The following is a 22446-nucleotide window of genomic DNA, read 5'->3' as shown; positions in this document are numbered from 1 at the left end:
GTTCTCGCGAATCAATCGAGCACAGCAAGAGAGAGCAAGCGTCTCTGCTCTGCTGTGCTCGCTTGGTATCGCTCAATGCTCAATCTTTCACGCGATATTCCGCTGGTGGTGGTTCGGCCAACTCTGGGTGGTCGATCAACAGTTGCTCGACATCTGAAATGTCGTAGGTTCTCGCTGGTTTCTCGTCCGCACACCCCACGAAGCATACGGCGAGCAGCAAAAGAAACGAATGGACTAAGAACTTCATAGTAAACTCAGACTTTTAGATGGAAGGAAGAAGGCAACATACTCCGAGAGCAACACACTTCGCTTCGATGCTTTTGGGAGTAGGCAAGACAGAAGAAGCAACCGCGAGCCCGCCATCTCGTCCGGAGATCGGACGCGATGGCTGCTGCGTTTGGAATTACGAAATTAAAACTCTCCGTCGACCACTTCTCGCGATGCGCGAGTGCCAAGCGCTCCCCACAGTCCGAAGGGGCTCTCAGCACCGGCAACTGACAACGGGTCCGTGTTCACGGTTGCAGTGGAAACCATCGCTCGGCCGGATGGGTTCCCGGCTTCAATGGAGTCGGTGATGAACTTGACAGCACCGTCACCCATCAGGATATGAGCCCCACCTTGGTGTCGGCTGCTTGGTGGGCAAATTCCCTCGGATTGATACCAGTCTTGGGTAAAGCAAAGCTCTCGGTTAGGAGGTAAGACTGCGTAGACTCCGGTGTGGATCGGAATACCCCAAGCCCAGCGATAACCGCGTCGGTTGTCGATCTGAGCGTTGCTGGCGAACGGGGCACTTGAGTCCCAGAATTGAGGGCGTTCAGAGTCAATGAAGGGCTCACATGCCAATGCGCCGCCTGGTGATTTGACGTTTCGCGTGGACGTACCGTTTAAGTGACGTGTGCGTTTATCGTCATCGCCGAGGTCAGTGATGAATTCACCCATCGCAATCGTATTGGACAATCCATCAAGTACATCTCGAAAGGCTGACTTCATCTGGCATTTGAAGAAGCCGCGGTTGCTGACGTTTGCTGACGCGACGGTAGACGAAGCATGCGGTACTCCCAGGTGGTTCATTACTGCCGCAGCATTGGTCTGGGTGATGGAGTCCCCCATACACACGCCGTAGTTGGTGCGTCCCATGGCAGGAAGCCCGACGCCAGGATCGCTGGGGCATCGAAACGTTGGGATGTCTGATTCGAACGGATTGTACGGTCCTGCTTGAGCGTTCGTGAGCTTGTCGAACGTTCGGCCCGGATAAGGGCCCATCGGAGAGTAAATGTTCCCTGCGCCAGGTTGGCCGGCTGGGACTTGGTAAGGATTAGAAAGTTGCTCCCACATCGCTTGCTGTTCGATGAACGGAGTGAGGCCGACCAACGCGGAAAGTTCGAGAGCATTTTGTCCAGGAGCGTATTCTCGCCGCGAAACCGTGTGAGTTCCACCGCATTGAGTAGGCAACTGGTTGTAGGCGGAATGGTAGTTGTGTATCGCCAAGCCGATTTGCTTGAAGTTGTTGCTGCAACTCATTCGACGAGCTGCTTCTCGTGCGGCTTGAACGGCCGGCAAGAGTAGTCCGACCAACACTCCAATGATCGCGATGACCACGAGGAGTTCGACGAGTGTGAATCCACTTCGTCCGATGTCTTTACGCATTACGATGTTCCAAAGTCAAAAGGCCAAACTGATACTGAACCAATGCAATCGCGGTTCCTGCTACTGAACATTTGAAGGTAAAACTCGCTGCAGGGCCGCAACTACATTCACGTAAAATTGAATTTACCATCACCGTTTTTTAGTTCTGTGTTTCTCACGCCACGCTTTGATGTTTCGGCGCACAATTCAAGTTTTGCGCAGGAGCCTCGCGGTACGCTCTCCCTTGTTGCCACGTCTTTGTGAAAACTGAATTGGACCAATGCAATAGAGTGCGGCGAATCCTTTGGTCTGCTTGCCGAAGCCCCTCGGCGTCGCCGTAGGGAGTGATGTGAGCCAACAGATGCGCAAGTATGCGTTCAGAGGTGCCGCTGGATTGCTCGTTCGCTGTGCTAGCAGTGCACGGAGGAGGTAAAGCTCGTCGAGAGTTACGGCTGGCGTCGCTGAGTAGCGGACTACTCAACGAAATCCGCGACGGCCTGAGCTTTGGTTTATAGCTGAGATGCAGCTCTCGTTAAGAGATCACGCCGATGGAAAACTCATTGGCGCGGATCGATTGTGAGCGATCATTTTCGCCCGACGGGAGCAAAAGAAGCAACGGTTCGGCGGCGTTGTCGAAGGTCAGAATTCCAAGACAGGCATTCACCAAAAAACATCCCACTCAGCGGCACGAAGGTCGCTGAGTGGGAGAGTGCGGTTCGACAGATCGCGTTAAGGCTTAGAATTCTGAGCTGATCGTTTCTTTGTTAGCTCGAGTGCCGAGACTTCCCCAAAGACCGAAGGGGCTTTCCGATCCTGCTGCGAGAACGCCAGCTTGGTCAGGCGTTTTAACCTGTGGGGAATTGGAGTTACCGGCGTCAATGGAGTCGGTAATGAACTTAATCGCTCCATCGCCCATCAACACGTGCGTGCCGCCTTGGTGATGACTGCTCGTCGAAGCAATGTACTCCTGGTGCCGATTACCATGAAAGCACGTTTCGGTGTTGGGAGGTAACATCGTGTGAAAACCAGAGTAGAGGACAATGGCGCACATCCACTTTGATCCGCGTCGCTCTTCGCTGGACGCTTCAACTGCCTGTGTTGCGGTCCAGAAACGCGGGCGTTCGGGATCGATGAAGCCTGGTGCGCGGCAACGTAAGATGCCGCCGGCACTCCACTGCGCGGTAGTCCGACCTCCTGCGTTGGCAGGTGTCGTTCGGATGTCTCGGTCACCCAGGTCTGTCAGAATTTCACCGCACATGATCGTGTTCGAAAGACCATCGAGAATGTCTCGAAATGCCATTTTCTTTCGATACACGAAGGCGCCTCGAGCAGCGATACCGACGTTAGTCAGTCGGGCGGCGTTGTTCAACGCACTTGAGTTGAGACGATAGGTTTCGCCTTCAATGGTTGTGTGATTGGCGTCGCCCATGCAGGCCGCGTAGTTCGTGCGTCCCATGCTTGGAAGGCCTCTTCCCGGATCGCTCGGGCAGCGATATCCGGCGATATCAGTAATCCAAGGTAGATAGGGGTTTGGGTTGTATTCCGCGAGCGAGAGTGATGGAAGTGGTCCCATCGATTGAAAGGTTCCACCAGTGGTCTGGTAAGGATTGCTGATCTGTTCCCAGATCGCCTGTTGTTCAATGAAGGGCGTGATTCCGACGAGGAAGCTGAGGCGGTATTCATTGGCACCAGGCGTTTCGTAAGGGTTGCCAATGGCTAAGCCAGTGCCTGAGCCCTGTTGGGGCATTTGGTTGTAGGCAGCATGGTAATTGTGAATGGCCAAGCCAATCTGTTTGAAATTATTACTGCAGCTCATGCGACGTGCCGCTTCCCGAGCCGCTTGCACGGCAGGAAGCAATAAGCCGACTAACACGCCAATGATGGCGATCACAACAAGCAACTCGACAAGAGTGAAGCCTTTTCGGCTTCGAATTTTCGGAGGCATTTTTAACTACCTTGGTTATCGATAAGGATAAGTGAAACAACGTGTGGTCGATGGATGGCTAAACTGCAAGAACCGTTTCGCCGAATACAAATGCAGACACTGGATACGAATCGCGGAGCGTGAAATGAACACACTCTCTGATAAAACTCGAGAGATCGGATCAGTCGGTCAGTGGACTCGGACCGGGGTCACTAGAATGACTTCCGTGTTCGTCGATGTAGGATTGGATTTCATCGTCAGTTCCTACGGCACCACCTTCTTCGCCACATCCCGCAATAGCGGTTAAGGCGAACAAGACGATGGCAATGTGAGTAAATCGCTTCATTGAAGACTCTCCATAAAAGAGAAAAGAAAGAATTACGCGTAGTCACGCGTCCATGAAAAAGTTGATTGAAAATCGATGAGCGTGTGGCGACGTCCTTGCCAAAATGGAAAATGTGTGGCGAGCGGGGGCGTGGCGGACAATCAAGTGGCGTTTGTTAATTGCCACTTTGATTGTTTGGTCGTGGAAACAATTAGCCGAGTTCTTCTTGCGTTTTCGTGAGTTTTCAAACTACCGCAGGAAGTTGTGGGCACGGTTCGCAGGAGTCTTAAGTTGGATGGAAAAGTTTTAAGTGGCGAACGATCCGATTACATTGCTCAACGGAACTGCTGACACTTAAACGTTCTCTAGGGCATCGCATTGAGTTCGCGATGCTGGAAGCGGAAACAGGTGAGTTGAACGCGAGAAGGGCTAGGTCGTTTGACAGTCACCTACGTGTTCTAACGAGGTGCCTTCGTGGTCGAATAAGGTGCCTTCGTGTTCAAATAAGGTGGAGAGTAATGGTGTTTTGGGAGTGAATGGTGGAAGTAGAGGGGCACCATATGAGAAACGTGACGCATCGCGAGGAGTCGTTGCAGAACCGAAACGACGAGCAATGAAATGGGTGCCGTTTAGAACCTGGATCGCGGTTAAGGTGACTTCAAAAAGCATCGGCTAGTTCACGCCGGCAAACCTATAGATAAAGGTTAAGTAAGGGCGATCGCCACGGGCATGTGATTTGCCGTAAAAAGAATGCGAAAACGCGCATGGTTGTGCGGTCGGTGTTTCGATTCTTGTGGAGATGTGGCCTGGCCACTCAGAAAGTCCTGAGCCTTCAGCAGGCCGGTGATGAGAGTGACGTCGCCGTATTATCACCGGCGTCAGACGCTCGAATCAGGATGGCGATACCGTGCCTCTAGCATCCCTGAAGATGATTGACTTCTGAACACTGAAATTGAAATTCAAGCTTTGGGCAGATTCGATGAATTGGAAAGATTGGTATGACGCACTCGAAAAGCCATCGTGGACCCCCGAACCGTCCACGATCGGATTGATTTGGCAGATTCTGTATCCAATCATCCTGATTTCGTTCGGATACGTCTTCGTGCAATTGCTGCGAAAGAAGATTCCTTGGAAAGTCACGATTCCGTTTGCGATCAACCTTCTCGCAAATTTGCTTTTCACGCCGATCCAGTTTGGACTGCGAAACCTTCCGCTGGCCGCGATTGATATCTTGATCGTGTGGGTCACGATCCCGGCGATGATGCTTGTTATCTGGAAGCACCACCGCTGGGTCGCAATTGCTCAAGTGCCGTATCTGATTTGGGTATCGCTCGCGACGATACTCCAATTGTCGATTACTTGGTGGAATCGATGACTTAGTGCGCCGCTAAGTTTTCCGGTTTCGCGGGAATCTCGGTGTTCGAGATGACTTCATCGGGATCGGAGGTGAAGTGATCACGGCAGTAACTGCTGCACATGTGTGCGGTGTAGCCGTGTGCTTCGGTGGTGAATTCGGGCTTGCCGTTCATGCCGAGTTGGCAGACGTAGCATTTTCCGATCACGTGGTCTTCGGTTCCGTCGAGTTTGTCGGCTTGAACCAGAGCGGCCAAAATTTCTTCGCTCGGCGGAGCTTCGAGCAGTGCTTGTGATGCCAGTTCTTCGGGAGCCGAATTGCAACCGGTCATCACCACGATCCCTAGCAAAGCTAGGGAGAAGAGGGTGTGTTTCATCTGAAATTCCAAAATCAAAAGGGGGCAAAGTGTGAGTGGAACGGATCCCACTATTTAGAAGATACGTTGCAAATTTGATTCGGGACGTGCAACGTGATCGTTGATGCGTAACTCGTGAACTCGTACTCGTCGGATCGCTCGTCTTTCGCCGCGTGATGGGCGACGATGAGGTGCAAATTTGCGGATTTGGGTGTGAAGCTCACCATCCCGTTTTCGTCGGTGCGAAACTCATATTCGGGATCAAATTCCCCTGTCAGTTCGATGCCTTCAGGAATGAAGCTGACGACGACATCGGAGATCGGTTTGCCGTGATGCAACACTTGTGCAGTGATCGGTTGGCCAGCAGTCGTTTCGGTGATCGGACATGTTTGCAGCACCAACTCGAACGGCAGGTCGAGTGGTCGGTTGTGCACATGTCGATCGACCGTGGGCGAATCGAGCGAATCGGCGACCAGGAAATAGGACTTGGCGGTTCGGATGCCTCGAACCGATTTTCCGTGCTGCATCACGCGGTCGAGTTGCTCGACGAGGCAGTGCATTCCCGGTTGGTCGACGACGATTGGCGTTGTCCAATAGCCTTCTTTTTCGGCCGAAGCGGTTGTGAACATCACCTCACGCAGATCGGTGGACGTTCCGTCTGGTTTGAAGTGATCGACCGACACCCAGTCAAGGTCGATGCGACCGGCGAGTTTGAAATCGCGATGGTGATTGCCGTGATTGCCCAGCCGTAAATCGACGTGCGCAATTTCTCCGGTTCGAATGACGGGTGATTGAGTTTGCAGCCAAACGTCGTGAGCGTTTGCGATTTGAGTGGTGATTGACGAGAGGGCGACGGCGAGCAGAGTTGTGTAGCGAGTCATGGAAGGTTTCATTTTTTGGAAAGGAACGAAGATTCGATGGCGACGCGTCTGCTGAGGGGGGCGGCATGACGCGTCGATAAACTGGTGAGTGCTTGCGAACGGTTAGAGTTCGTCCATGACTTCGTGTCCGTTGCGCGTGCCCAAGGCACGCCAGACATCGAGGTCGATGCTTTCGTTGACGAACCCGACGCTTCCGTCGCAGCGGGCGACGTGGACTCCGCCGGGATGGTTGCTGCGTGATCCGAACACGCCCCATCCACAACTTTGCACATCGGGGATGCCGCTTTGTGGCGGATGGTAATGCGTGTAGCCGGTCCAGTATTCACGTCCGTTGATCCATCCGGCGCCGCGTTGTCCCGACCAGCCGCGGTGCAGGCTACTGGCACGTGTGTACACTTCCATTTCATTGGGATCCTCGGGGAGCACGTAGCCCGTCATCCCCGGTGCAGTCGGTGGCAGTGAACGACTGATGAAAGCACACGTCACGTTGAACATCACACGACGACGCATGACATCGAGAGTGGGTTCCGCCGGCGATTGTTCGAGCACACCGAGAAGATGTTCGGCGAATGCCGCGGTGTTGCTGAGTCCATCAGTGACGGCTTCGAAGCCGACTTTGGAATTGATCCATAGGATCCCGTCGGTGGGAACCCGAGTGTCGTAGAGTGTGCCAACACCGGTGCCCGTGTTCATTCCATAGTTGGTTCCCGCGTAACTCTGTGATGGCCCGGTGCCGGAAAGAGTCGTGACGGTGAATGTGCGTTCGTAATCTTCGCTGGGGCATGCCAGCGTCGGGATCATCGAGGCTGCGGCGGTGTCGTGAGGGGTGACTAGTTCTCCGGGACAGCAACCGACATGCAGTGGACGGTCGAAGTGAATCATGTCGAGCATGTTGCCCTGTTCGTAGAAAGGGGCCATCTGCGCGAACACGGAAAAGTTTCCAGAGATGCCAGCACCAGTGGTGTAGTTTGCGGGCAGCTTTCGATGGGCGCTTTCGTAGTTGTGCATCGCAAGCGTGATCTGTTTCAGATTGTTGCCGCACTGCATTCGGCGAGCGGCCTCGCGGGCGGATTGCACTGCCGGTAACAGTAGTCCGACGAGTACGCCGATGATGGCGATGACGACGAGCAATTCGACGAGCGTGAATGCGGGACGGTGGAAAGGAGTGTTCGGTTTCATATCAATTGAATTGAGGGTTTTGTTAAGAGGTGAGTGCGTCGTTCGTCATGTTGACGTTGATACGCGGCGTACGGTCGGCGCGCATTTTCAGCCGCCGACATCCGATGAGATTTCGGTGAGTGTGTTTGAGGGTGATTCGGAAGCGGTCGAGAGGACGCTACCGCGTCGGTGGCGGTGACCACGCTGGTGTGAGGAGCAAGACCCCGGAACACCCACGCGGCAGCGGGATTTCTCGATGCAGCGAATGACATGCGGATGTGATGCAATCGGTCATCGTGATGAAGGGCATCACAACGCGTCCGATACGAATCACTCCGGCGCATCGCCTGCCATCTCACATCGTTGATGTGACAATGGCCGACGAATCTGCCCGTCGACTGAGCACCAAAAGTGCACTGATTCCATGAAGATCGAGACACGACACGGCAGACCACCGTCGGTAAACTGCGAGCGTATCTCGGGAAGACCGCGGGCCGTTACGGCACCGGCGGATCGGGACAGAGCGTCCGAGAGAGGGCGCGATCATCTTCGATCGCGAGCAAAAACAGAAAGGAAGGCGGCGTCGAGGCGATCGCCACTGTGGGCGGATCAATGACCGCTTCGGAAAAGATCGACCAAAACAGTTGGATGCCGCGGCACCGGGCGGCGTCCTCGAGCATCACCAGGCGAAGGGGCCCGTCATTCTCGGCCTTCGTTTGTTCTTTCGAATCCGATGCCGCGACCGCGTCGGGTTCGGGGACATCGCAGTTTGATTGTTGGCAGCAACAGCACGACTGCGGTGCGGAGGAGTCGTTACGTGTGGTCTCGGCGGGAGCGATCGTGCCTGGTCGAGCGACGTTCTGAGCGTAGAAGTTTGGTCCCGAGGCCTCCACGCGGGCGACCAGGAAATCGGGCGGTTGCACGCCGTTTTTCTGTGCCCACGCGAGTTTTTCAGTGTCGGAGTGGCAGCAGCATTTGTCCCAGCAAAATTCGGCCGTGGCGCACCCGCAGGGGCATTTTTCGCAAGGAAAACGTTCTGTCGTTGCCGGGCGGGGGGCGGAGAGCGGCAGTCCTACAATCCCGATCGCAATCACGATCAGCAGCGCAGCGCTAATCGGTCGCCGAAGCGATCTCGAACTCGCACGATAGAGTTGTAGGGCGGAAAACAAAGTCAGTTGAAAATTCAAACGGGCCGAATCGGCGGCTCGCTCCTCACGCGGGCAAGTCTATCCAATCGAGACGAGTTCTGGAATCCGCAAAGTCCGAGACGCCGGATGTTGTGCTCGGCGTTGTCGCGGCAGCCAACGCGGTGGTGGCCCTTGAAGCAATGCCATCTTGGGATCGCGGGACCACTACAGTTCGGCGTGATGGTTCGTATCGGCTGTCATTCAATCGATTCGGAAACGCCACATTGTCCATGCTGTTCCGCAGGTGCGTCTTGCGACTCATTTGGTCAGGTGGCGGGATCGTTTCGGGGGTGGCACTCGCAACGCGGGGCGGCGTGATGAGAGGTTGCGTTCACCGTGTTGATGACAGAGCAAGGGTGCATTTGGTCCTTGCTTTCAAGATGTGTTTGAACGCAATTGGCCTTCTTCAGTGAAAAGTGTGCGGCGGGGTGTGCGTCAGAATGCCTAGGTGCAAAACGCGTGTTTTTACCAACCTATAGGTTGTTGGCGATCGTCTAGGTTGTCATGATCGTTGTCTGACGAGAGAACACCGAATCCATGCAGGAGTATCGTTCATGACACGCGGCGTTGAAGTAACCGAATTGGTCTTGCGCGATGGTCACCAAAGCATCTTGGCGACACGAATGGCGATGGAGGACATGGTCCCCATCTGTGAAGACATTGATCAGGCTGGGTATTGGAGTGTGGAGTGTTGGGGCGGAGCAACGTATGACTCCTGCATCCGCTTTCTTAATGAAGATCCATGGGAAAGACTGCGAAGGTTCCGCAAGCTTTTACCTAATTCAAAGTTGCAGATGCTGCTGCGAGCACAGAACCTGCTCGGCTATCGTCATTACGAAGACGAGGTGGTTGATCGGTTTGTAGATAAGTCGGCCGAGAACGGCATGGACGTCTTCCGAGTCTTTGACGCCCTGAACGACATTCGCAACCTTGAACGGGCGATGAAGGCCGTTCGCAAAACCGGCAAGCATGCACAGGGAACGATCTGTTACACGACGAGCCCCTTGCATACCAACGACAAGTTTGTCGAAATGGCAAAACGTCTGCAGGACATGGGCTGCGATTCGATTTGCATCAAAGACATGGCGGCGTTGTTGAAACCGCAGCCGGCCTATGAAATCGTCAAAGGGATCAAAGAGGCGTGTGGACCCGACATGCTCATTCACGTTCATGCTCACTCCACGACCGGCGTGACGTTGGTCAGTTTGATGAAGGCCATCGAAGCGGGTGCGGACATTGTTGATACCAGCATCTCGTCGTTGAGCCTCGGTCCAGGGCACAACCCGACGGAAGCACTCGTCGCGATGTTAGAGGGAACCGAGTATCACACTCGGTTGGACAAATCGCGGTTAAAGAAGATTAAAGAACACTTCGCAAAGATCCGTCCTCGTTATGCCGAATTCGAATCTAAATTCATCGGCGTGGAAACAGATATTTTCGAGAGCCAAATCCCCGGCGGAATGATCTCCAACATGGAGAGTCAACTCGGCCAGCAAGGTGCCGCGGACCGTCTCAACGAGGTGCTCGAAGAAGTGCCGCGTGTGCGAAAGGTCGCCGGTTATCCACCGTTGGTTACGCCATCGAGTCAAATCGTGGGCACGCAGGCGGTGTTCAACGTGTTGATGGGACCTTTCAAAGTTTTGACGGGCGAATTCGCTGATTTGATGTTGGGATATTACGGCGAAACGATTGCCGATCGAGATCCTGAAATTATCGAAGCCTCCGCGAAACATGCCAAGAAAGATCCGATCACGTGTCGCCCTGCCGATCTGCTCAATCCCGAATGGGAAGGCCTGCGAGGGCAAGCGGAAAAACTTGGCGGGTTTAACGGCAGCGACGAAGACGTGTTGACCTACGCCATGTTCCCGCAAGTGGCACCGGGATTCTTCAAGACTCGCGATGACGGGCCGAAGAACCTCAGTCAAACGCCGGAACAGATTGCCGAAGCGGAAGCGAAGGCGGCGGCAAAACGCAATGGTATCACGGGGCCGGTTAAGTACGACGTTAAACTCAATAACCGAGTGCACAAGGTGTCGATTGAGCCGACCGAGGTTTGAGGTTGATGGAGGATACCCGACGCAATTGGATATCCGTTTGATGGTGGGGATCGCAAAATCCGCAATCCGAATCACGGTGACTGTGATTCGCCCGGTGGTTCCGGGAATAGTTTACTTTTCTAAATGCACAGTTCGAACTAGTCAGTCCTATGGCCACTACAAGTAACGACAGTACGAAGCCCGCACCCGCGAAGAAAACGATGGATGAACTCATCGCGGAATTGCATACTCGCCGCACCGAAACCAAAGCGGGTGGCGGTGAAGCTCGGCATGAGAAGCAGCACGCTCAGGGGAAGATGACAGCCCGCGAGCGGGTTGAGGGTCTCGTTGATAAAGAGAGCTTTGAAGAGTTTGGTCTTTTCGCCCGACACCGACAAACCAAATTCGGCATGCTTACCAAAGCGGCACCATCGGATGGTGTGGTCACGGGAGCCGCGTCGATCGACGGACGTTTGATCCACTTAGCCAGCCAGGACTTTTCGGTACTCGGAGGATCGGCCGGTGAGGTGCACTCTCTCAAAGTGGCCGACGCCATGCACCGTTCTTTGAAAACGGGCAGCCCGTTTGTTTTCATTAATGATTCGGGTGGTGCTCGGGTTCAAGAGGGGATCGATTCCCTATCGGGCTATGGCCAAGTCTTCCACAGCAACGTTTTGTTGTCGGGGGCGGTGCCTCAGATTTCGTTGATTTGTGGACCATGTGCCGGTGGTGCCGCGTATTCGCCCGCGTTGACGGACTTCATCATTCAAACGCGCAAGGCGCAAATGTTTATCACCGGTCCTCAGGTGATCAAACAGGTGACGGGTGAAGACATCACCGCCGAAGAACTCGGTGGTGCCGATTCGCACATGGCTCATTCGGGCGTCGTGCACTTTGTCGCCGAGGACGATGAGGACGCGCTGCACATTTGCCGGCGATTGTTGAGTTTCCTTCCGTCAAACAATTTGGAAGGTGCTCCTTATGTTCCTGGGGATGAAAACGTCGATCCAAACCCCGAGCTCAACAAGATTGTTCCGGTCGATCCGAAGGTCGGCTATGACGTCCGGCAGGTGATCGCGGGAATCGTCGATCGCGGCGACTTCCTCGAAGTGCAGGCGGGACATGCACCGAACATGGTGATCGGTTTTGCTAGGATCTTAGGAAACACGATCGGCATCATCGCCAACCAACCGGCTGTGTTGGCGGGGGCGATTAACAACCAGGCTGCCAACAAAGCCGCCCGGTTCATTCGATTCTGCAACGCGTTCAATCTGCCAATGGTGACGATGGTCGATGTGCCCGGTTACCTGCCTGGGGTCGAACAGGAGTACAACGGTATTATTCGCAATGGTGCCAAGTTGTTGTTCGCGTATTCCGCGGCGACGGTTCCCATGATCCAACTGATTCTTCGCAAATCGTATGGCGGTGCTCACGTCGCAATGTGTTCGCGAGACATCGCGGCCGATTGCGTGTTCGCATGGCCGACGGCGGAGATCGCGGTGATGGGTGCCGAGGGCGCCGTCGAAATTGTGTTCCGCAAAGAGATGCAAGAGGCGGAAGACAAGGTTTCTCGGCGTGCCGAATTGATCCAAGAGTATCGAGACGCCTTCGCGTCGCCTTATGTTGCTGCGGGACGTCGACTGGTCGATGACATCATCGAGCCCGCCGATACTCGCAAACACCTGGCCCGTGCACTTGAGTACTTGAAAAACAAACGTGACCAACGGCCACCTAAGAAACACGGCCTTATTCCGCTGTAGGACACCATGGACGATACAAAACAAGACGAAATGCTACAGTTGCTTCGTTCGCTGAATGATGAAGTGCAGGGCCTGCGAAAACGGGTGGACATGTTGGAGGCGAATCAGCCGAAACGCGTCATCAGCGAAGAGTTGGTCTGTATCTTGTCGAGCACCATTGCGGCGTACCTCGGAGTGAAACCACGGATCCGTCAGATCCGATTGGTCAGTTCTGAGTCTTGGGCTCACCAAGGCCGTGCCACCATCCAAGCCTCTCACGCCCTGAAACGTTAAGGCAAATCTCGATGAAATTTACTATCAAGGTCGACGGCGAGACGTATGAGGTCGAAGTCGATGTGGCGGCTCCGGAACAGCCTCAACCCGGTTTCGTTCCTCCGAGCGGTACTTACCAGGCACCTGTTGTGGCGGCGCCTGCCGCAGTTGCATCGGGCGGCGTTGACGAAAAGGTGGAGGACGAATCCAAGGTCTGCCGAAGTCCGATTTCCGGTCTGGTGATCCGCGTCGATGCCGAGCCGGGCCAAGCGATTGACGCTGACGAGACACTCATGGTGCTCGAAGCGATGAAGATGGAAACGGTGATCACGGCACCCATTGCAGGGAAAATCGCCAAGATCAATCGTGCGGCAGGCGATCCGGTGAAAGCCGGGCAGGTGCTCATCGAGTTCGAATGAGCGAGGCGTGCACCATGTGAGCACCGGTTCGGATCCCGCGATCACGAGAGCAAGTTCTCAAGAGCCGCAGCCGATGTCGCCTTGCATCGGGAACCTGAACTCGAGCGAATCCAGCTGCCGGGCTTGAGCACATCATCGTTTGAGGTGCTTTAATCGTTTCGTCTTCGGGATTCCAGCAATCGCTCGTGTTCGCGCCGGGTGATGTAACCATCACGGTCTTGGTCGAGACGTTGGAACAAAGGTGCGGGGCCGCGAAATTCTTCTTCACTGATTTTGCCATCCTTGTCACTGTCCTGGCGTGAGACAACGTTGTCCCATTGCAGCATGCCACCTTGCGGTCGCGTTTCGGCGCGTCGAGGCGACTCGGTCACGCTGGCCGTGTTTTCAGATTGGGTTGCCTCTGCAGCGGTAGCCTCGGCTGTGTTTCCCTTGAGCTTTGCATCAAAAAAGTCGTTCACCATGTCGGCAATGATGGGCTCGTTGAACGCGGGGCCTCCGTGGCCGGCGCCATGGATTGTGTGGAAGTGAACCGGGACACCTGTTTTCTTAAGCGATTCAAACAAGAGTTCGCTTTGGTTGACCGGGACGGTGCCGTCTTTGTCTCCATGAACGATCAGGAATGGCGGATCATCTTTGCTGACGAACGTGATCGGGTTGATCTTATTGGCGATCTCGGGGTGTTCTGAAACAGTGCCACCAATCAATTTTGACTCGGGTGAATCCGCTGATGCGTGGCGTTCGTAACCAGGCGCGACGACGAAGGCATTCAGATCTGTGGGGCCGTAGTAATCGCAGACCGCCTGCACACGGCTGGAATGATTGAGTAATTCGCCGGCCTCGAATTCATCCACATCGCCGCTCGTGCCGACCAACGCGACTAGGTGGCCACCCGCGGAACTTCCCCACGCTCCGAAGCGGTCAGGATCGAGGCCGTGATCTTTCGCGTGAGCACGGAGCCAACGGATCGCGGATTTGCAATCTTCGATTTGTGCCGGGAACTTCGCGTGGCCGCTGAGTCGGTATCCGATACTGGCGACGGCGTAGCCTTTGGTCGCGTAGCCGGCACGAAGCGGTGGACAGCCGTCTTTGCTACCGCCCTGCCATCCCCCGCCGTGGATCCAAATGATCAATGGTAAGGGCTCGGTGGATTCCGGCACGTAGAGATCGAGCTTTTGGCGATCGTGTCCGTTTTTGACGTAGGGGATATCGCGGTGAATCGTGACTCCGTCGAGTCCTCGTCGATTGGCGAGTGCGTTTCTTAACGGGCGAGAAGGTGTTTGCGCCTGTGACTCGTGGGTTACCGTTACCGTGGCAGCGATCAGTGTCGCGATGAGGATGGGTGACCAATGCATTCGTTTCGCTCGATTCGTTTCGGGGGGTGTTGGCTTTGGCTTATTGTATCCAACACTGAAATTCCGCATGAGTTTCGTTGCAGCGGACGTGTTCGTTTGCATTGGCGAGTCATGCAGGGGGTCAACCGATGGGTAATCGCATCTCGAAATTGGTTAACGCTATGCCGCGGCACTGTACGGACTGTTCCTGGATGACGGTGAATCCCATCGATTCGAAGAAAGGTTTGGCGGTAATGCTCGCTTCGGTGGTGATGCCGTCGCAATCCCATTCGGTGGCGTTTTCGATGAGTTTCAGAACCAATTGACGAGCGATCCCTTGTCGCTGGAAATCGGCGGAAACGAACAAGCGGTCGAGGTTTCCTGCTTCGGTCATGTCGGTGAATCCGACAATGGCGCCGGCATGCGTGGCGACGTAGGCGATTCGTCCTTCGAAACGTTTTGCCCACGCGTCGAGGGAAATGTCATCGGAAGCCCATGCGTTGATTTGGGCGGGTGAGTAATCACGCCGGTTAATTTCGCGAATCGTGTGTCGAAACAACGCCAGGCACTCTGCCGCGTCGTGGGGAGTGAACGTTCGAATCATCATGAGGGTGGCCGGTTGTTCATGTCGCGAAGCCTGGTTTGCCGGATCGCTTTGTCGTGTTTTCTTAATCCAACGGGGGGCAATTGCCGAAAAGGGATAGCAGGTGTTCGGATTATAACGAGTGCGGGTGGTGATCCACGTGGGCGGGGTGTTATCCGCAGGGGGCGATCGAGCAGATGCAAATTGGTGATGTTTCGCAAACTCGCAGTCCGCTGCAACAGCGTCGATTTGAAGAACAGCAAGAAATTCAAAGTGTGTTCAGTGCCGTCCTTGAATCGGTCGGAAAGCAAGGCTACGAATCGGCCGCACCGATCGAGTCCAACGTCCCCTTGGAGGAGCAGGTCCAGGATTCGTGGGACGGTTGGTATCAACTCGAGCGGGTTGGCCGCTATCGAAGTGCCGAGACACCCGCGGAACTCGGTGGCAAGTTCGCCGCGGTGATTGATCGCGCGTATCGCGAGGGTGGCTACGCCGATCCCAAATCGTTTCTGAACACGTTGTCAAAGGATGAACTGAAAACCGTCCAGAACGTGCATTGGCTCGCCAACTCAATCGACGTGAATTCGTTGTCAGAGGAGGGGGCGTTGAATCTGTTGATTCCACCGGCCGCTCAAGTCGACCTGAATCGTGACGGGTTGACCCAGTCGGGGCTCGCGTATGGGATTCGTTTCCCTGACAGCACGACGCCGAAAGAAGTCGCCGACGCGTTCGAGGATGCGACCGCGGGAATGTCGGAGATTGATAAATCACTGCACGTGCTTCACATGAAGATGCCCGTGTTGCTTGCCAACATTCACCTCAACTCGGACGGCACGTTTTCGCACCAAGTCGAGCCGGGCGACCCCGAGTTCAGAAACCCGATGCTCGAAGAAGGTTATTCGTATTCGAACGCGGCGCGGGAATGGATCGAGTACCTCGACTATTTCAAGAACACGATGGACCCGCGGCGATACGAAAGCGAACGTGCCTTTTGGATGGACTTCCAATCACGCCTGCCCAAGGGCGCGTGAGCACGTCTCACGTACTCACGCGGATCCTTGACTCAGCCGTAGTCGCACCAGCAGGTCATTGAGCGCGTCACGGCTCGATGGCATCTCCGGCAGCGGTGATGCGGCATAGGCGGATTCGAGTTCACCGGTCAGTCTCGCGTATTCCGATTCATGAAACGCAAGATCGGCGGACTCGAGCGTGCCTTTCTCGGGCCCTTCGAGCTTCATTGCGATCAGCTCATCGAGGTAAGGCAGTTTCGCGTCCTCGTTCAGCTTCACGAGGTTGGCTTCGACGACGCCCGTCTTCATTAAGTGGATGCCTGTCAGCAGCACGCGATAAACGTAGAGCAGCGGTTTCACTTTGGGAGGTGACTCTTTGCTGAACAGTTTCCACTGAGTCACGGCGAAACCCAGGTAGTGATGCGCGTGATGGCGGGTAATGCAATCAGTGGCAATCGCTTTGAGTTCGTCGTGTTCGGGAGTGGTGAATACCACTAGCGGTGAAAAGACTTGTTCGAGCACGTATCCGTTGCGTCGGAGCATCAGCGTGAAAAACTTCTTCACGTCATGTGTGACGAGATCGATTTCGAGCCCATCGTAGATGCCTTCCTTTTCCTGTGTTTGCCGGCCGTCCTCCAATCCGACCACCATCTCGAGCGGCAGGAGGTGTGTGCCACGGAGATCGAAGTCGGAATCGGGCGACGGGAATCCATAAAGGTGCGCGCCACTGATCGTCGCGAACACGAGCGGGAACGGATGCGTCCGCACGTGAGTCATCATTTGGTCGTGGTTGATCACGGTAGTTCGTTCTCCAGTGCTCGACGGCGAGCCTCGATCAGGAATGCGTTGACCCGTTCGTAGTCCGGTCGTTCAGGAAGTCGGGTTTGCTGGAATGCGGACTCGAACTGAATCTGCAATTCGTTTCGCCACTGGTCGGCAACGGCGAAGGGCATCTCGCCACATCGGATGGTCAGCAACCGATCGCGGTGTTCGCCCGCGTCAACGTTGACGGTGCATTCGGTAAGGACATGCGTCCCCGAAATCAGTAAACGTATCAGATGCATGACGTGTTTCCACTTCACGCGACCTTGGTTGCGGATGTCGGTTTGCATCTTTTTGAACTGCGAGGCAACGTAGCCGGAATAGGTTTGAAAGACGAGTTTCGAAAGGAACACGTCTCTCATCGCGAGCAGTTCTTCGCCGAGAGGCGTGACGTTTTCGACGATGGGAGAATAGAGGCACTCGAGCACATTGGGGTTCGCCTTTAACGCGAGCACCATGAACTTTTGTAGCTCCCAGTAGACTTCCTGTGTCTCGTCGTTTTCGAGTTGTTCGGGGACTCCGTAGAGCGACCAATGCAGTGACGCGGGTGGCAGGTAGACGCCTCGACGATCGGTGTCGGACTCGTCGTGGTCGAGACCGTAGGCACGCGATCCGATCACGCATCGATAGATCACTCGATCGTAAAGTCCCGCACTGGCCAACGGGGATTCGTTCGCATTGGCATGCACGCTTTTGAATTCCGATAAGCGGATGATTTGATCGTGCTGAATCGGTGCTTCGAATCCGTCATTGAAACGGACTCGGTAGGCGTGTTTACGGTCAACGGGCGATCGAACGATCACGCCAACGGCGCCGGCGGGATGGGCGATTCGGTCGTTCGACGCGTTGACATCCTTTTTCGTAACCACTTGCGTTCCGACGGAGTAGATCAGCGGCAGAGAGTTGTTGTGAATCAATGCTTTGTTGTCAGTGTTGGATCGAGGTGAGCGTTTGCGGTTACGATCGATGGCATGAATGCAAGAAAAATTGTAGCGAGTTATTTCATTGTCCAGGCGATCGGCGTGTTGGCGTGGTGGGGGCTGCTCGTGTTGGTGCCCGGTAGTGTTCAGTGGTTTCAACCGGAAGGTTGGCCCGAGGGTTCGCTGCTCGGGTTTTGGCTCAGTGATCTGGTGTTGCTGATCGGAGGTTCCCTCGTGGTCGCCGAAGCCGTCGCCCAGCAAAGGAACTGGGCAACGACTGTGGTGTGGGCACTCGCGATCGCGATTTGTTATCCCACGTTGTACTGCATCGGAGTCAGTGTGCTGGTCAATGATGCGTGGTTGGCGTCGGCTATGATGGTCAGCATGGCGGGGGTGACGTTCGCGATGGCGACCATCTATGGTCACGCGACTCAAACGCCAGCGACGATTCGAGTGACACCGATGAACAGGAGAACGGCACTCGCATGGACGTTCACGCAAACTTTCGGTTTTTGGTGTGTCTTTCTTTGGATCGTTCCCAAAGGGATTGTCGAAGTCGAACGCAGGATCGGTCTCGATGGTTTTCAACACGCGGGCCAGTCCTGGCTTGCAATGTCGATGTTTGTAACCGCGTCTGCGTTGGGTGGATGGAGCGGATACACGATGGCGACGGTTGGACTGGGGACGCCATTGCCGACCGCGACGGCGCCGAGGTTGGTCGTCGCCGGGCCGTATCGATTCGTGCGCAATCCGATGGCGTTGGCCGGGATTCTGCAGGGAATGGCGGTGGGATGGTTTCTCGGCAGCGTTTCGGTGATCGCGTATTCCTTGTGTGGCGCCGTCGTTTGGCACCTGTTCGTCCGTCCGATCGAGGAAAGGGATTTGCGTGAGCGATTCACGGACGGCTATCGCGAGTACTGCGAGAAGGTCTGGTTGTGGTTGCCCGTCGGTCGTTATGATCCAGGATCGGTTCGCGATGAGCGGTCGATCGGAAATGGGTGAGCTGACGGTGCGTAAAACGCATCGGACATGGTTGGCTGTTGACACGTGTGGGCGATCGCGTCGACCAGGGTAACTTATCAATTTGGAAGTGCGGCGGTTTAATGGAGTGATGTTCGGTTCGAACTCATCGTGGCCGAGATTTCGCTGCGGTGAACCCATCTCACGTCTACGGTTCTGTTGCCATGTCGATTGATCTTACTACTCCGGCGCTTCTGTTTTCGACGATCTCGTTGCTCTTGTTGGCGTACACGAATCGCTTCTTGGCTCTTGCGACGGTGATTCGTTCGTTGCACCGCGAGTACCTGGAGACGTCGGACCCGGTTGCGGCGGCTCAAATTGTGAACTTGCGAAAACGCGTGCATTTGATCCGCGATATGCAGACCCTCGGCGTTGCCAGTTTGCTGTCGTGCACGATTTGCATGGGGTTGTTGTTTGCCGGGCAGATCGCGATCGGAAAGGGCGTCTTCGGACTCAGCCTGATTTTGATGGTCGGATCCTTGGCGATGTCGCTCTGGGAAATTCGGATGTCCATCGGAGCGTTGAATTTGCAGTTGGGAGACATGGAAAAATAAGGCACGGAGAAATAGGAGATGGGAAAAGGGGGAGCGTGGCAGGGAGGGCGTCGAGAACGGTAAGTCCAATGCGTTTCCCATTGGATCCAAATGCGTGCAAAATCTCTTGACATTTGGTAGGAGTGATCGAATACTGCTATCCAGATATTCTTCGCAAGGAAAACCCATCACGATGCACCCTCGCCGACACCTCGTTGGCTTCTTCTTCCAAGGGCTTTTGCTCTGGGGTGTCGTCGTAGGCATTGGGCTGAACGTTCTCAAAACGTCGGCCGAAGCGGTCGCGAATCTCGACAAGACCCAGGCTTGCTCGGCAGCCGATGCGATTGATTCGCCTACGATGCACGCGGAGTCAATGCTTCGATGGCAGGCGACATCGGGTGACAAGTTCGAACCAAAGCTCACCGGAATCTTTGTCGGTTCGGACAGTATCGGTGGTTCATGGACGCGATTTCTGGCATCGAACCTTTCGGGGGCCGGCGCGAGCGACTGGGCTTCTCTCGTTTCGCTAGGGGTGCGTTTGCAAATTTAAGTCGAAATCGATTTGAAATCGAATTCTGTGCTTATCTGCAACTTCCCTTTCGGTCGGTGTCTTCGATACCGGTCCGTATTTACGAGAGATATTGAATGTCAACAACCAAGAATGAAAAACGATCGACGCGTCAGAACCCATCGGCGGCAAAGGGAACTGAGCAAGAGGGTGACGTTCCGAAACGAGTTATCGGGCTGATACAGAAGGAGAACTACGCTGCGGCTTATGACGCGATGCGTGTTCTTCCTCGCACTCCTGTCTTGCTGCACGCGATGGCCGTTTGTGCGTTGAGGATGGGCAAAGCGGCCGATGCCGTGAATCTTTTTCGAGGGATGTCGGTGTCTGCGGGCACGACGATCTTGAAGCCCGAGGTCGATGACACTTTGAAGGTTAACTACGCAACCGCGTTGATGTTGGTGGGATTGCCCAGCGGCGGGTTGGATATCCTCCATGAACTCAAAGATGCCGAGCACCCGGGCGCGGAGCGAATTCGTAGCGCGATCGGTCAATGGGCGAACGGTCTGAGTTTTTGGCGGCGTTGGGACTGGAAACTCAACCGAATCGATCCACCGCGATGCAGTGTGCCGATCGACTTCACGCCAGGCATCTTTCCGTTCCCTGTTGGCGACATGGTGACTGCGCGAGACCTGCAGTCGGATCCCACACGATCAGGTTCGGTATCGCCAGGTTCAATATCTCCAGGTTCAACGCCGCGAGTAGCAGCGTAGGGTCGTCCAGGTCGCTACGCTGGATCGTTTGAGATGCTAGTTGGAATCGAATTCCGCTGCCGACGAGTGTTGGCATCTCATTCGGTCGAGCGTGGTATTTAGCTCCATTAAGTTGGCTCGCGTTCGTCATGTCGGCGGGGCGGGCCGTTGACGCGTGCCGACGCGTCGTGAGGGGCGTGCCGGCGCGTTGTGATGATGACGTGCCGGAGGAGCCCGAGTGATAGAATGGTGATCATCCCTCAGCCAGCGAAGGTGTCGCTTTTCTAATGTTCGTCGGTTTGCACGTTTGGGCGAACCGACATTTTTGAGTCATGCATGAACGAACAACTTCAGTCTTGGGTTTTGATCGCAGTCGGTCTTGTTTCATTGACGATCGGTGGCGAGGTTTTGGTGCGCGGTGCCTCGACGATCGCCGCGGTCTTGAGTATCCCTCCGCTCGTCATTGGGCTGACCGTGGTTGCGTTCGGGACGAGTGCACCGGAACTCGGCGTCAGTTTGCAGGCGGCAATGTCTGGCGCCGCCGATGTGGCCGTGGGGAATGTTGTGGGCAGCAACATTTTTAATGTGTTGTTCATTCTCGGGGTCTCTTCATTGATCACGCCGTTGGTTGTGTCGAGTCGGCTGATTCGATTTGACGTGCCGTTGATGGTAGGTGTTTCTTTATTGGCGTGGTTGCTCGCGAGCGATGGTCTGGTGGGGAGGCTCGATGGCGGAATTTTGTTCGCCATGCTTTTGGGATATATCGCGATCTGTATTCGGATATCAAAGTTGGAAGCGGCCACGGTCCGAGAGGAATTGGCAGCCGGCGATCGAGGTTCCGACGATCGAGGTGCGGGCGAGAGAGGAAAGGCGAGCGGGAATGAATTCTATATTGGACTGGTTCTGCCCATCGTTTTGGTGATCGTGGGGTTGGTGTTGTTGGGGTTTGGGTCGAAATGGTTGGTAGATGGTGCGGTGGCCGTTGCGACCCGGTTGGGCGTGAGCGAACTGGTGATCGGCCTGACGATCGTGGCTGCGGGGACGTCGTTGCCCGAAGTCGTCACGTCGGTGGTGGCGAGCGTGCGGGGCGAACGTGAAATCGCCGTGGGCAACGTCGTCGGCAGCAATCTGTTTAACCTAGCGTGCGTGTTGGGGGTGTCGTCTCTCGTCGCCCCGGACGGGGTGCCGGTCAGTGACGCGGCAATTCGGTTTGATATGCCGGTGATGGTGATTGTGGCGGTGGCGTGTTTGCTGATTTTCTACACGGGGAGCCGGATTTCGCGTTGGGAAGGTGTGATGTTCTTGATCGGATTTGTCGGCTACACGTCGTATTTGGTGATGGCCTAGACGGGGTTTCAGGACCGTGTGTGCGGGGGGCGGTGCGCTGTCAGATGTGGCTCTCCGGGCCCGTGCATGAGGGCGGACATTGTCGAGGGGCGTTGAAACCCACATCGCTGATAGGCACGTTATCTGATCGACGATCGCCTGCTATAGTCCCAGTCGGCGAAATGCATGTCCTACCAAAATCGGTCTGGCTCGAAAAAAGGGGTGTTTTCGAGGCCCCGTCGAGGCCTCAAAATCGCGATTGTGTGTTCGAGACAGCGAAATTGCGTTGTCTTCAGGTCGATTACACATCGGGGGGATGGGCGTATCGCGGCGGTCACTCCGGGACGCTCGGCCTGACTCGCCCCGT

23 protein-coding genes are annotated in these 22446 nt (G+C 55.3%); 11 read left to right on the top strand and 12 right to left on the bottom strand.

The window, feature by feature from the left end; all coding sequences use genetic code 11:
- Positions 1-79 precede the first annotated feature (79 nt).
- The 4 genes from FHS27_RS07645 to FHS27_RS07630 all read right to left on the bottom strand — a co-directional run bounded on the left by FHS27_RS07645 (position 80) and on the right by FHS27_RS07630 (position 3896).
- Positions 80-247: a hypothetical protein gene (locus tag FHS27_RS07645; protein WP_184303742.1), complete on the bottom strand. Its 168-nt coding sequence runs from the start codon at positions 245-247 to the stop codon at positions 80-82.
- Between the two features lie 164 nt (positions 248-411).
- On the bottom strand, positions 412-1647 hold the full coding sequence (locus tag FHS27_RS07640; protein WP_184303740.1) for a DUF1559 domain-containing protein: 1236 nt from the start codon (positions 1645-1647) through the stop codon (positions 412-414).
- Between the two features lie 715 nt (positions 1648-2362).
- The gene (locus FHS27_RS07635; protein ID WP_184303738.1) at positions 2363-3571 is read right to left on the bottom strand and encodes a DUF1559 domain-containing protein; all 1209 of its coding nucleotides are present in this window, start codon (positions 3569-3571) and stop codon (positions 2363-2365) included.
- A 160-nt stretch (positions 3572-3731) separates the two neighbouring features.
- A complete protein-coding gene (locus tag FHS27_RS07630; RefSeq protein ID WP_184303736.1) occupies positions 3732-3896 on the bottom strand; it encodes a hypothetical protein in 165 nt (54 codons plus the stop codon).
- 958 nt (positions 3897-4854) lie between these two features.
- Between FHS27_RS07630 and FHS27_RS07625 the strand changes: the two genes are divergently transcribed.
- Positions 4855-5250 carry a TspO/MBR family protein gene (locus tag FHS27_RS07625; protein WP_184303734.1) on the top strand — a complete coding sequence of 132 codons (396 nt, stop codon included), beginning with the start codon at positions 4855-4857 and terminating at the stop codon, positions 5248-5250.
- A gap of 1 nt (position 5251) precedes the next feature.
- On the opposite strand, the gene FHS27_RS07620 is transcribed toward FHS27_RS07625, so the two are convergent.
- The 4 genes from FHS27_RS07620 to FHS27_RS31005 all read right to left on the bottom strand — a co-directional run bounded on the left by FHS27_RS07620 (position 5252) and on the right by FHS27_RS31005 (position 8546).
- Complete coding sequence (locus tag FHS27_RS07620) at positions 5252-5605, bottom strand: hypothetical protein (RefSeq protein WP_221224939.1); 354 nt, start codon at positions 5603-5605, stop codon at positions 5252-5254.
- 50 nt (positions 5606-5655) lie between these two features.
- Positions 5656-6465: a DUF4198 domain-containing protein gene (locus FHS27_RS07615; RefSeq protein WP_184303732.1), complete on the bottom strand. Its 810-nt coding sequence runs from the start codon at positions 6463-6465 to the stop codon at positions 5656-5658.
- A gap of 102 nt (positions 6466-6567) precedes the next feature.
- Complete coding sequence (locus FHS27_RS07610) at positions 6568-7644, bottom strand: DUF1559 domain-containing protein (RefSeq protein ID WP_184303730.1); 1077 nt, start codon at positions 7642-7644, stop codon at positions 6568-6570.
- Between the two features lie 476 nt (positions 7645-8120).
- Positions 8121-8546, bottom strand: coding sequence for a hypothetical protein (locus FHS27_RS31005; protein ID WP_246419243.1), 426 nt, complete (start codon positions 8544-8546; stop codon positions 8121-8123).
- 818 nt (positions 8547-9364) lie between these two features.
- Between FHS27_RS31005 and FHS27_RS07600 the strand changes: the two genes are divergently transcribed.
- The 4 genes from FHS27_RS07600 (at position 9365) to FHS27_RS07585 (ending at position 13277) form a co-directional block, all read left to right on the top strand.
- A complete protein-coding gene (locus tag FHS27_RS07600; RefSeq protein ID WP_184303728.1) occupies positions 9365-10867 on the top strand; it encodes a methylmalonyl-CoA carboxytransferase subunit 5S in 1503 nt (500 codons plus the stop codon).
- A gap of 149 nt (positions 10868-11016) precedes the next feature.
- Entirely contained in the window at positions 11017-12606 is a 1590-nt protein-coding gene (locus tag FHS27_RS07595; RefSeq protein WP_044252283.1) for an acyl-CoA carboxylase subunit beta, read from the top strand.
- Between the two features lie 6 nt (positions 12607-12612).
- The gene (locus FHS27_RS07590; protein WP_184303726.1) at positions 12613-12879 is read left to right on the top strand and encodes a hypothetical protein; all 267 of its coding nucleotides are present in this window, start codon (positions 12613-12615) and stop codon (positions 12877-12879) included.
- 11 nt (positions 12880-12890) lie between these two features.
- Positions 12891-13277 (top strand): biotin/lipoyl-containing protein, encoded by a 387-nt coding sequence (locus tag FHS27_RS07585; protein ID WP_184303724.1) that lies wholly within the window; start codon positions 12891-12893, stop codon positions 13275-13277.
- 149 nt (positions 13278-13426) lie between these two features.
- On the opposite strand, the gene FHS27_RS07580 is transcribed toward FHS27_RS07585, so the two are convergent.
- A complete protein-coding gene (locus FHS27_RS07580; protein WP_246419242.1) occupies positions 13427-14629 on the bottom strand; it encodes an alpha/beta hydrolase fold domain-containing protein in 1203 nt (400 codons plus the stop codon).
- A gap of 121 nt (positions 14630-14750) precedes the next feature.
- The gene (locus tag FHS27_RS07575; protein ID WP_184303720.1) at positions 14751-15215 is read right to left on the bottom strand and encodes a GNAT family N-acetyltransferase; all 465 of its coding nucleotides are present in this window, start codon (positions 15213-15215) and stop codon (positions 14751-14753) included.
- Between the two features lie 173 nt (positions 15216-15388).
- Between FHS27_RS07575 and FHS27_RS07570 the strand changes: the two genes are divergently transcribed.
- Positions 15389-16222, top strand: a complete 834-nt coding sequence (locus FHS27_RS07570; RefSeq protein WP_184303717.1) for a hypothetical protein — start codon at positions 15389-15391, stop codon at positions 16220-16222.
- A 15-nt stretch (positions 16223-16237) separates the two neighbouring features.
- On the opposite strand, the gene FHS27_RS07565 is transcribed toward FHS27_RS07570, so the two are convergent.
- Both FHS27_RS07565 and FHS27_RS07560 read right to left on the bottom strand, forming a co-directional pair.
- Complete coding sequence (locus tag FHS27_RS07565) at positions 16238-16981, bottom strand: nucleotidyltransferase domain-containing protein (protein WP_184303952.1); 744 nt, start codon at positions 16979-16981, stop codon at positions 16238-16240.
- A gap of 14 nt (positions 16982-16995) precedes the next feature.
- On the bottom strand, positions 16996-17940 hold the full coding sequence (locus tag FHS27_RS07560; protein WP_184303715.1) for a nucleotidyltransferase domain-containing protein: 945 nt from the start codon (positions 17938-17940) through the stop codon (positions 16996-16998).
- 54 nt (positions 17941-17994) lie between these two features.
- Here FHS27_RS07560 and FHS27_RS07555 point away from each other — a divergent pair, with 54 nt between their 5' ends.
- The 5 genes from FHS27_RS07555 (at position 17995) to FHS27_RS07535 (ending at position 22100) form a co-directional block, all read left to right on the top strand.
- A complete protein-coding gene (locus FHS27_RS07555) occupies positions 17995-18945 on the top strand; it encodes a methyltransferase family protein (protein ID WP_184303713.1) in 951 nt (316 codons plus the stop codon).
- Positions 18946-19127: 182 nt separating this feature from the next.
- Positions 19128-19517 (top strand): DUF2721 domain-containing protein, encoded by a 390-nt coding sequence (locus FHS27_RS07550; protein ID WP_184303710.1) that lies wholly within the window; start codon positions 19128-19130, stop codon positions 19515-19517.
- A 172-nt stretch (positions 19518-19689) separates the two neighbouring features.
- Positions 19690-20046 carry a hypothetical protein gene (locus tag FHS27_RS07545; RefSeq protein WP_184303708.1) on the top strand — a complete coding sequence of 119 codons (357 nt, stop codon included), beginning with the start codon at positions 19690-19692 and terminating at the stop codon, positions 20044-20046.
- Between the two features lie 95 nt (positions 20047-20141).
- On the top strand, positions 20142-20774 hold the full coding sequence (locus FHS27_RS07540) for a hypothetical protein (protein ID WP_184303706.1): 633 nt from the start codon (positions 20142-20144) through the stop codon (positions 20772-20774).
- 315 nt (positions 20775-21089) lie between these two features.
- Positions 21090-22100, top strand: coding sequence for a calcium/sodium antiporter (locus tag FHS27_RS07535; protein WP_184303704.1), 1011 nt, complete (start codon positions 21090-21092; stop codon positions 22098-22100).
- Positions 22101-22446: the final 346 nt, after the last annotated feature.

The sequence above is a fragment of the Aporhodopirellula rubra genome, assembly GCF_014192335.1.
GTDB lineage: Bacteria > Planctomycetota > Planctomycetia > Pirellulales > Pirellulaceae > Rhodopirellula > Rhodopirellula rubra.
The sequence above is the reverse complement of the archived record's forward strand: the minus strand, read 5'-3'. Positions and strand labels throughout refer to the sequence as shown.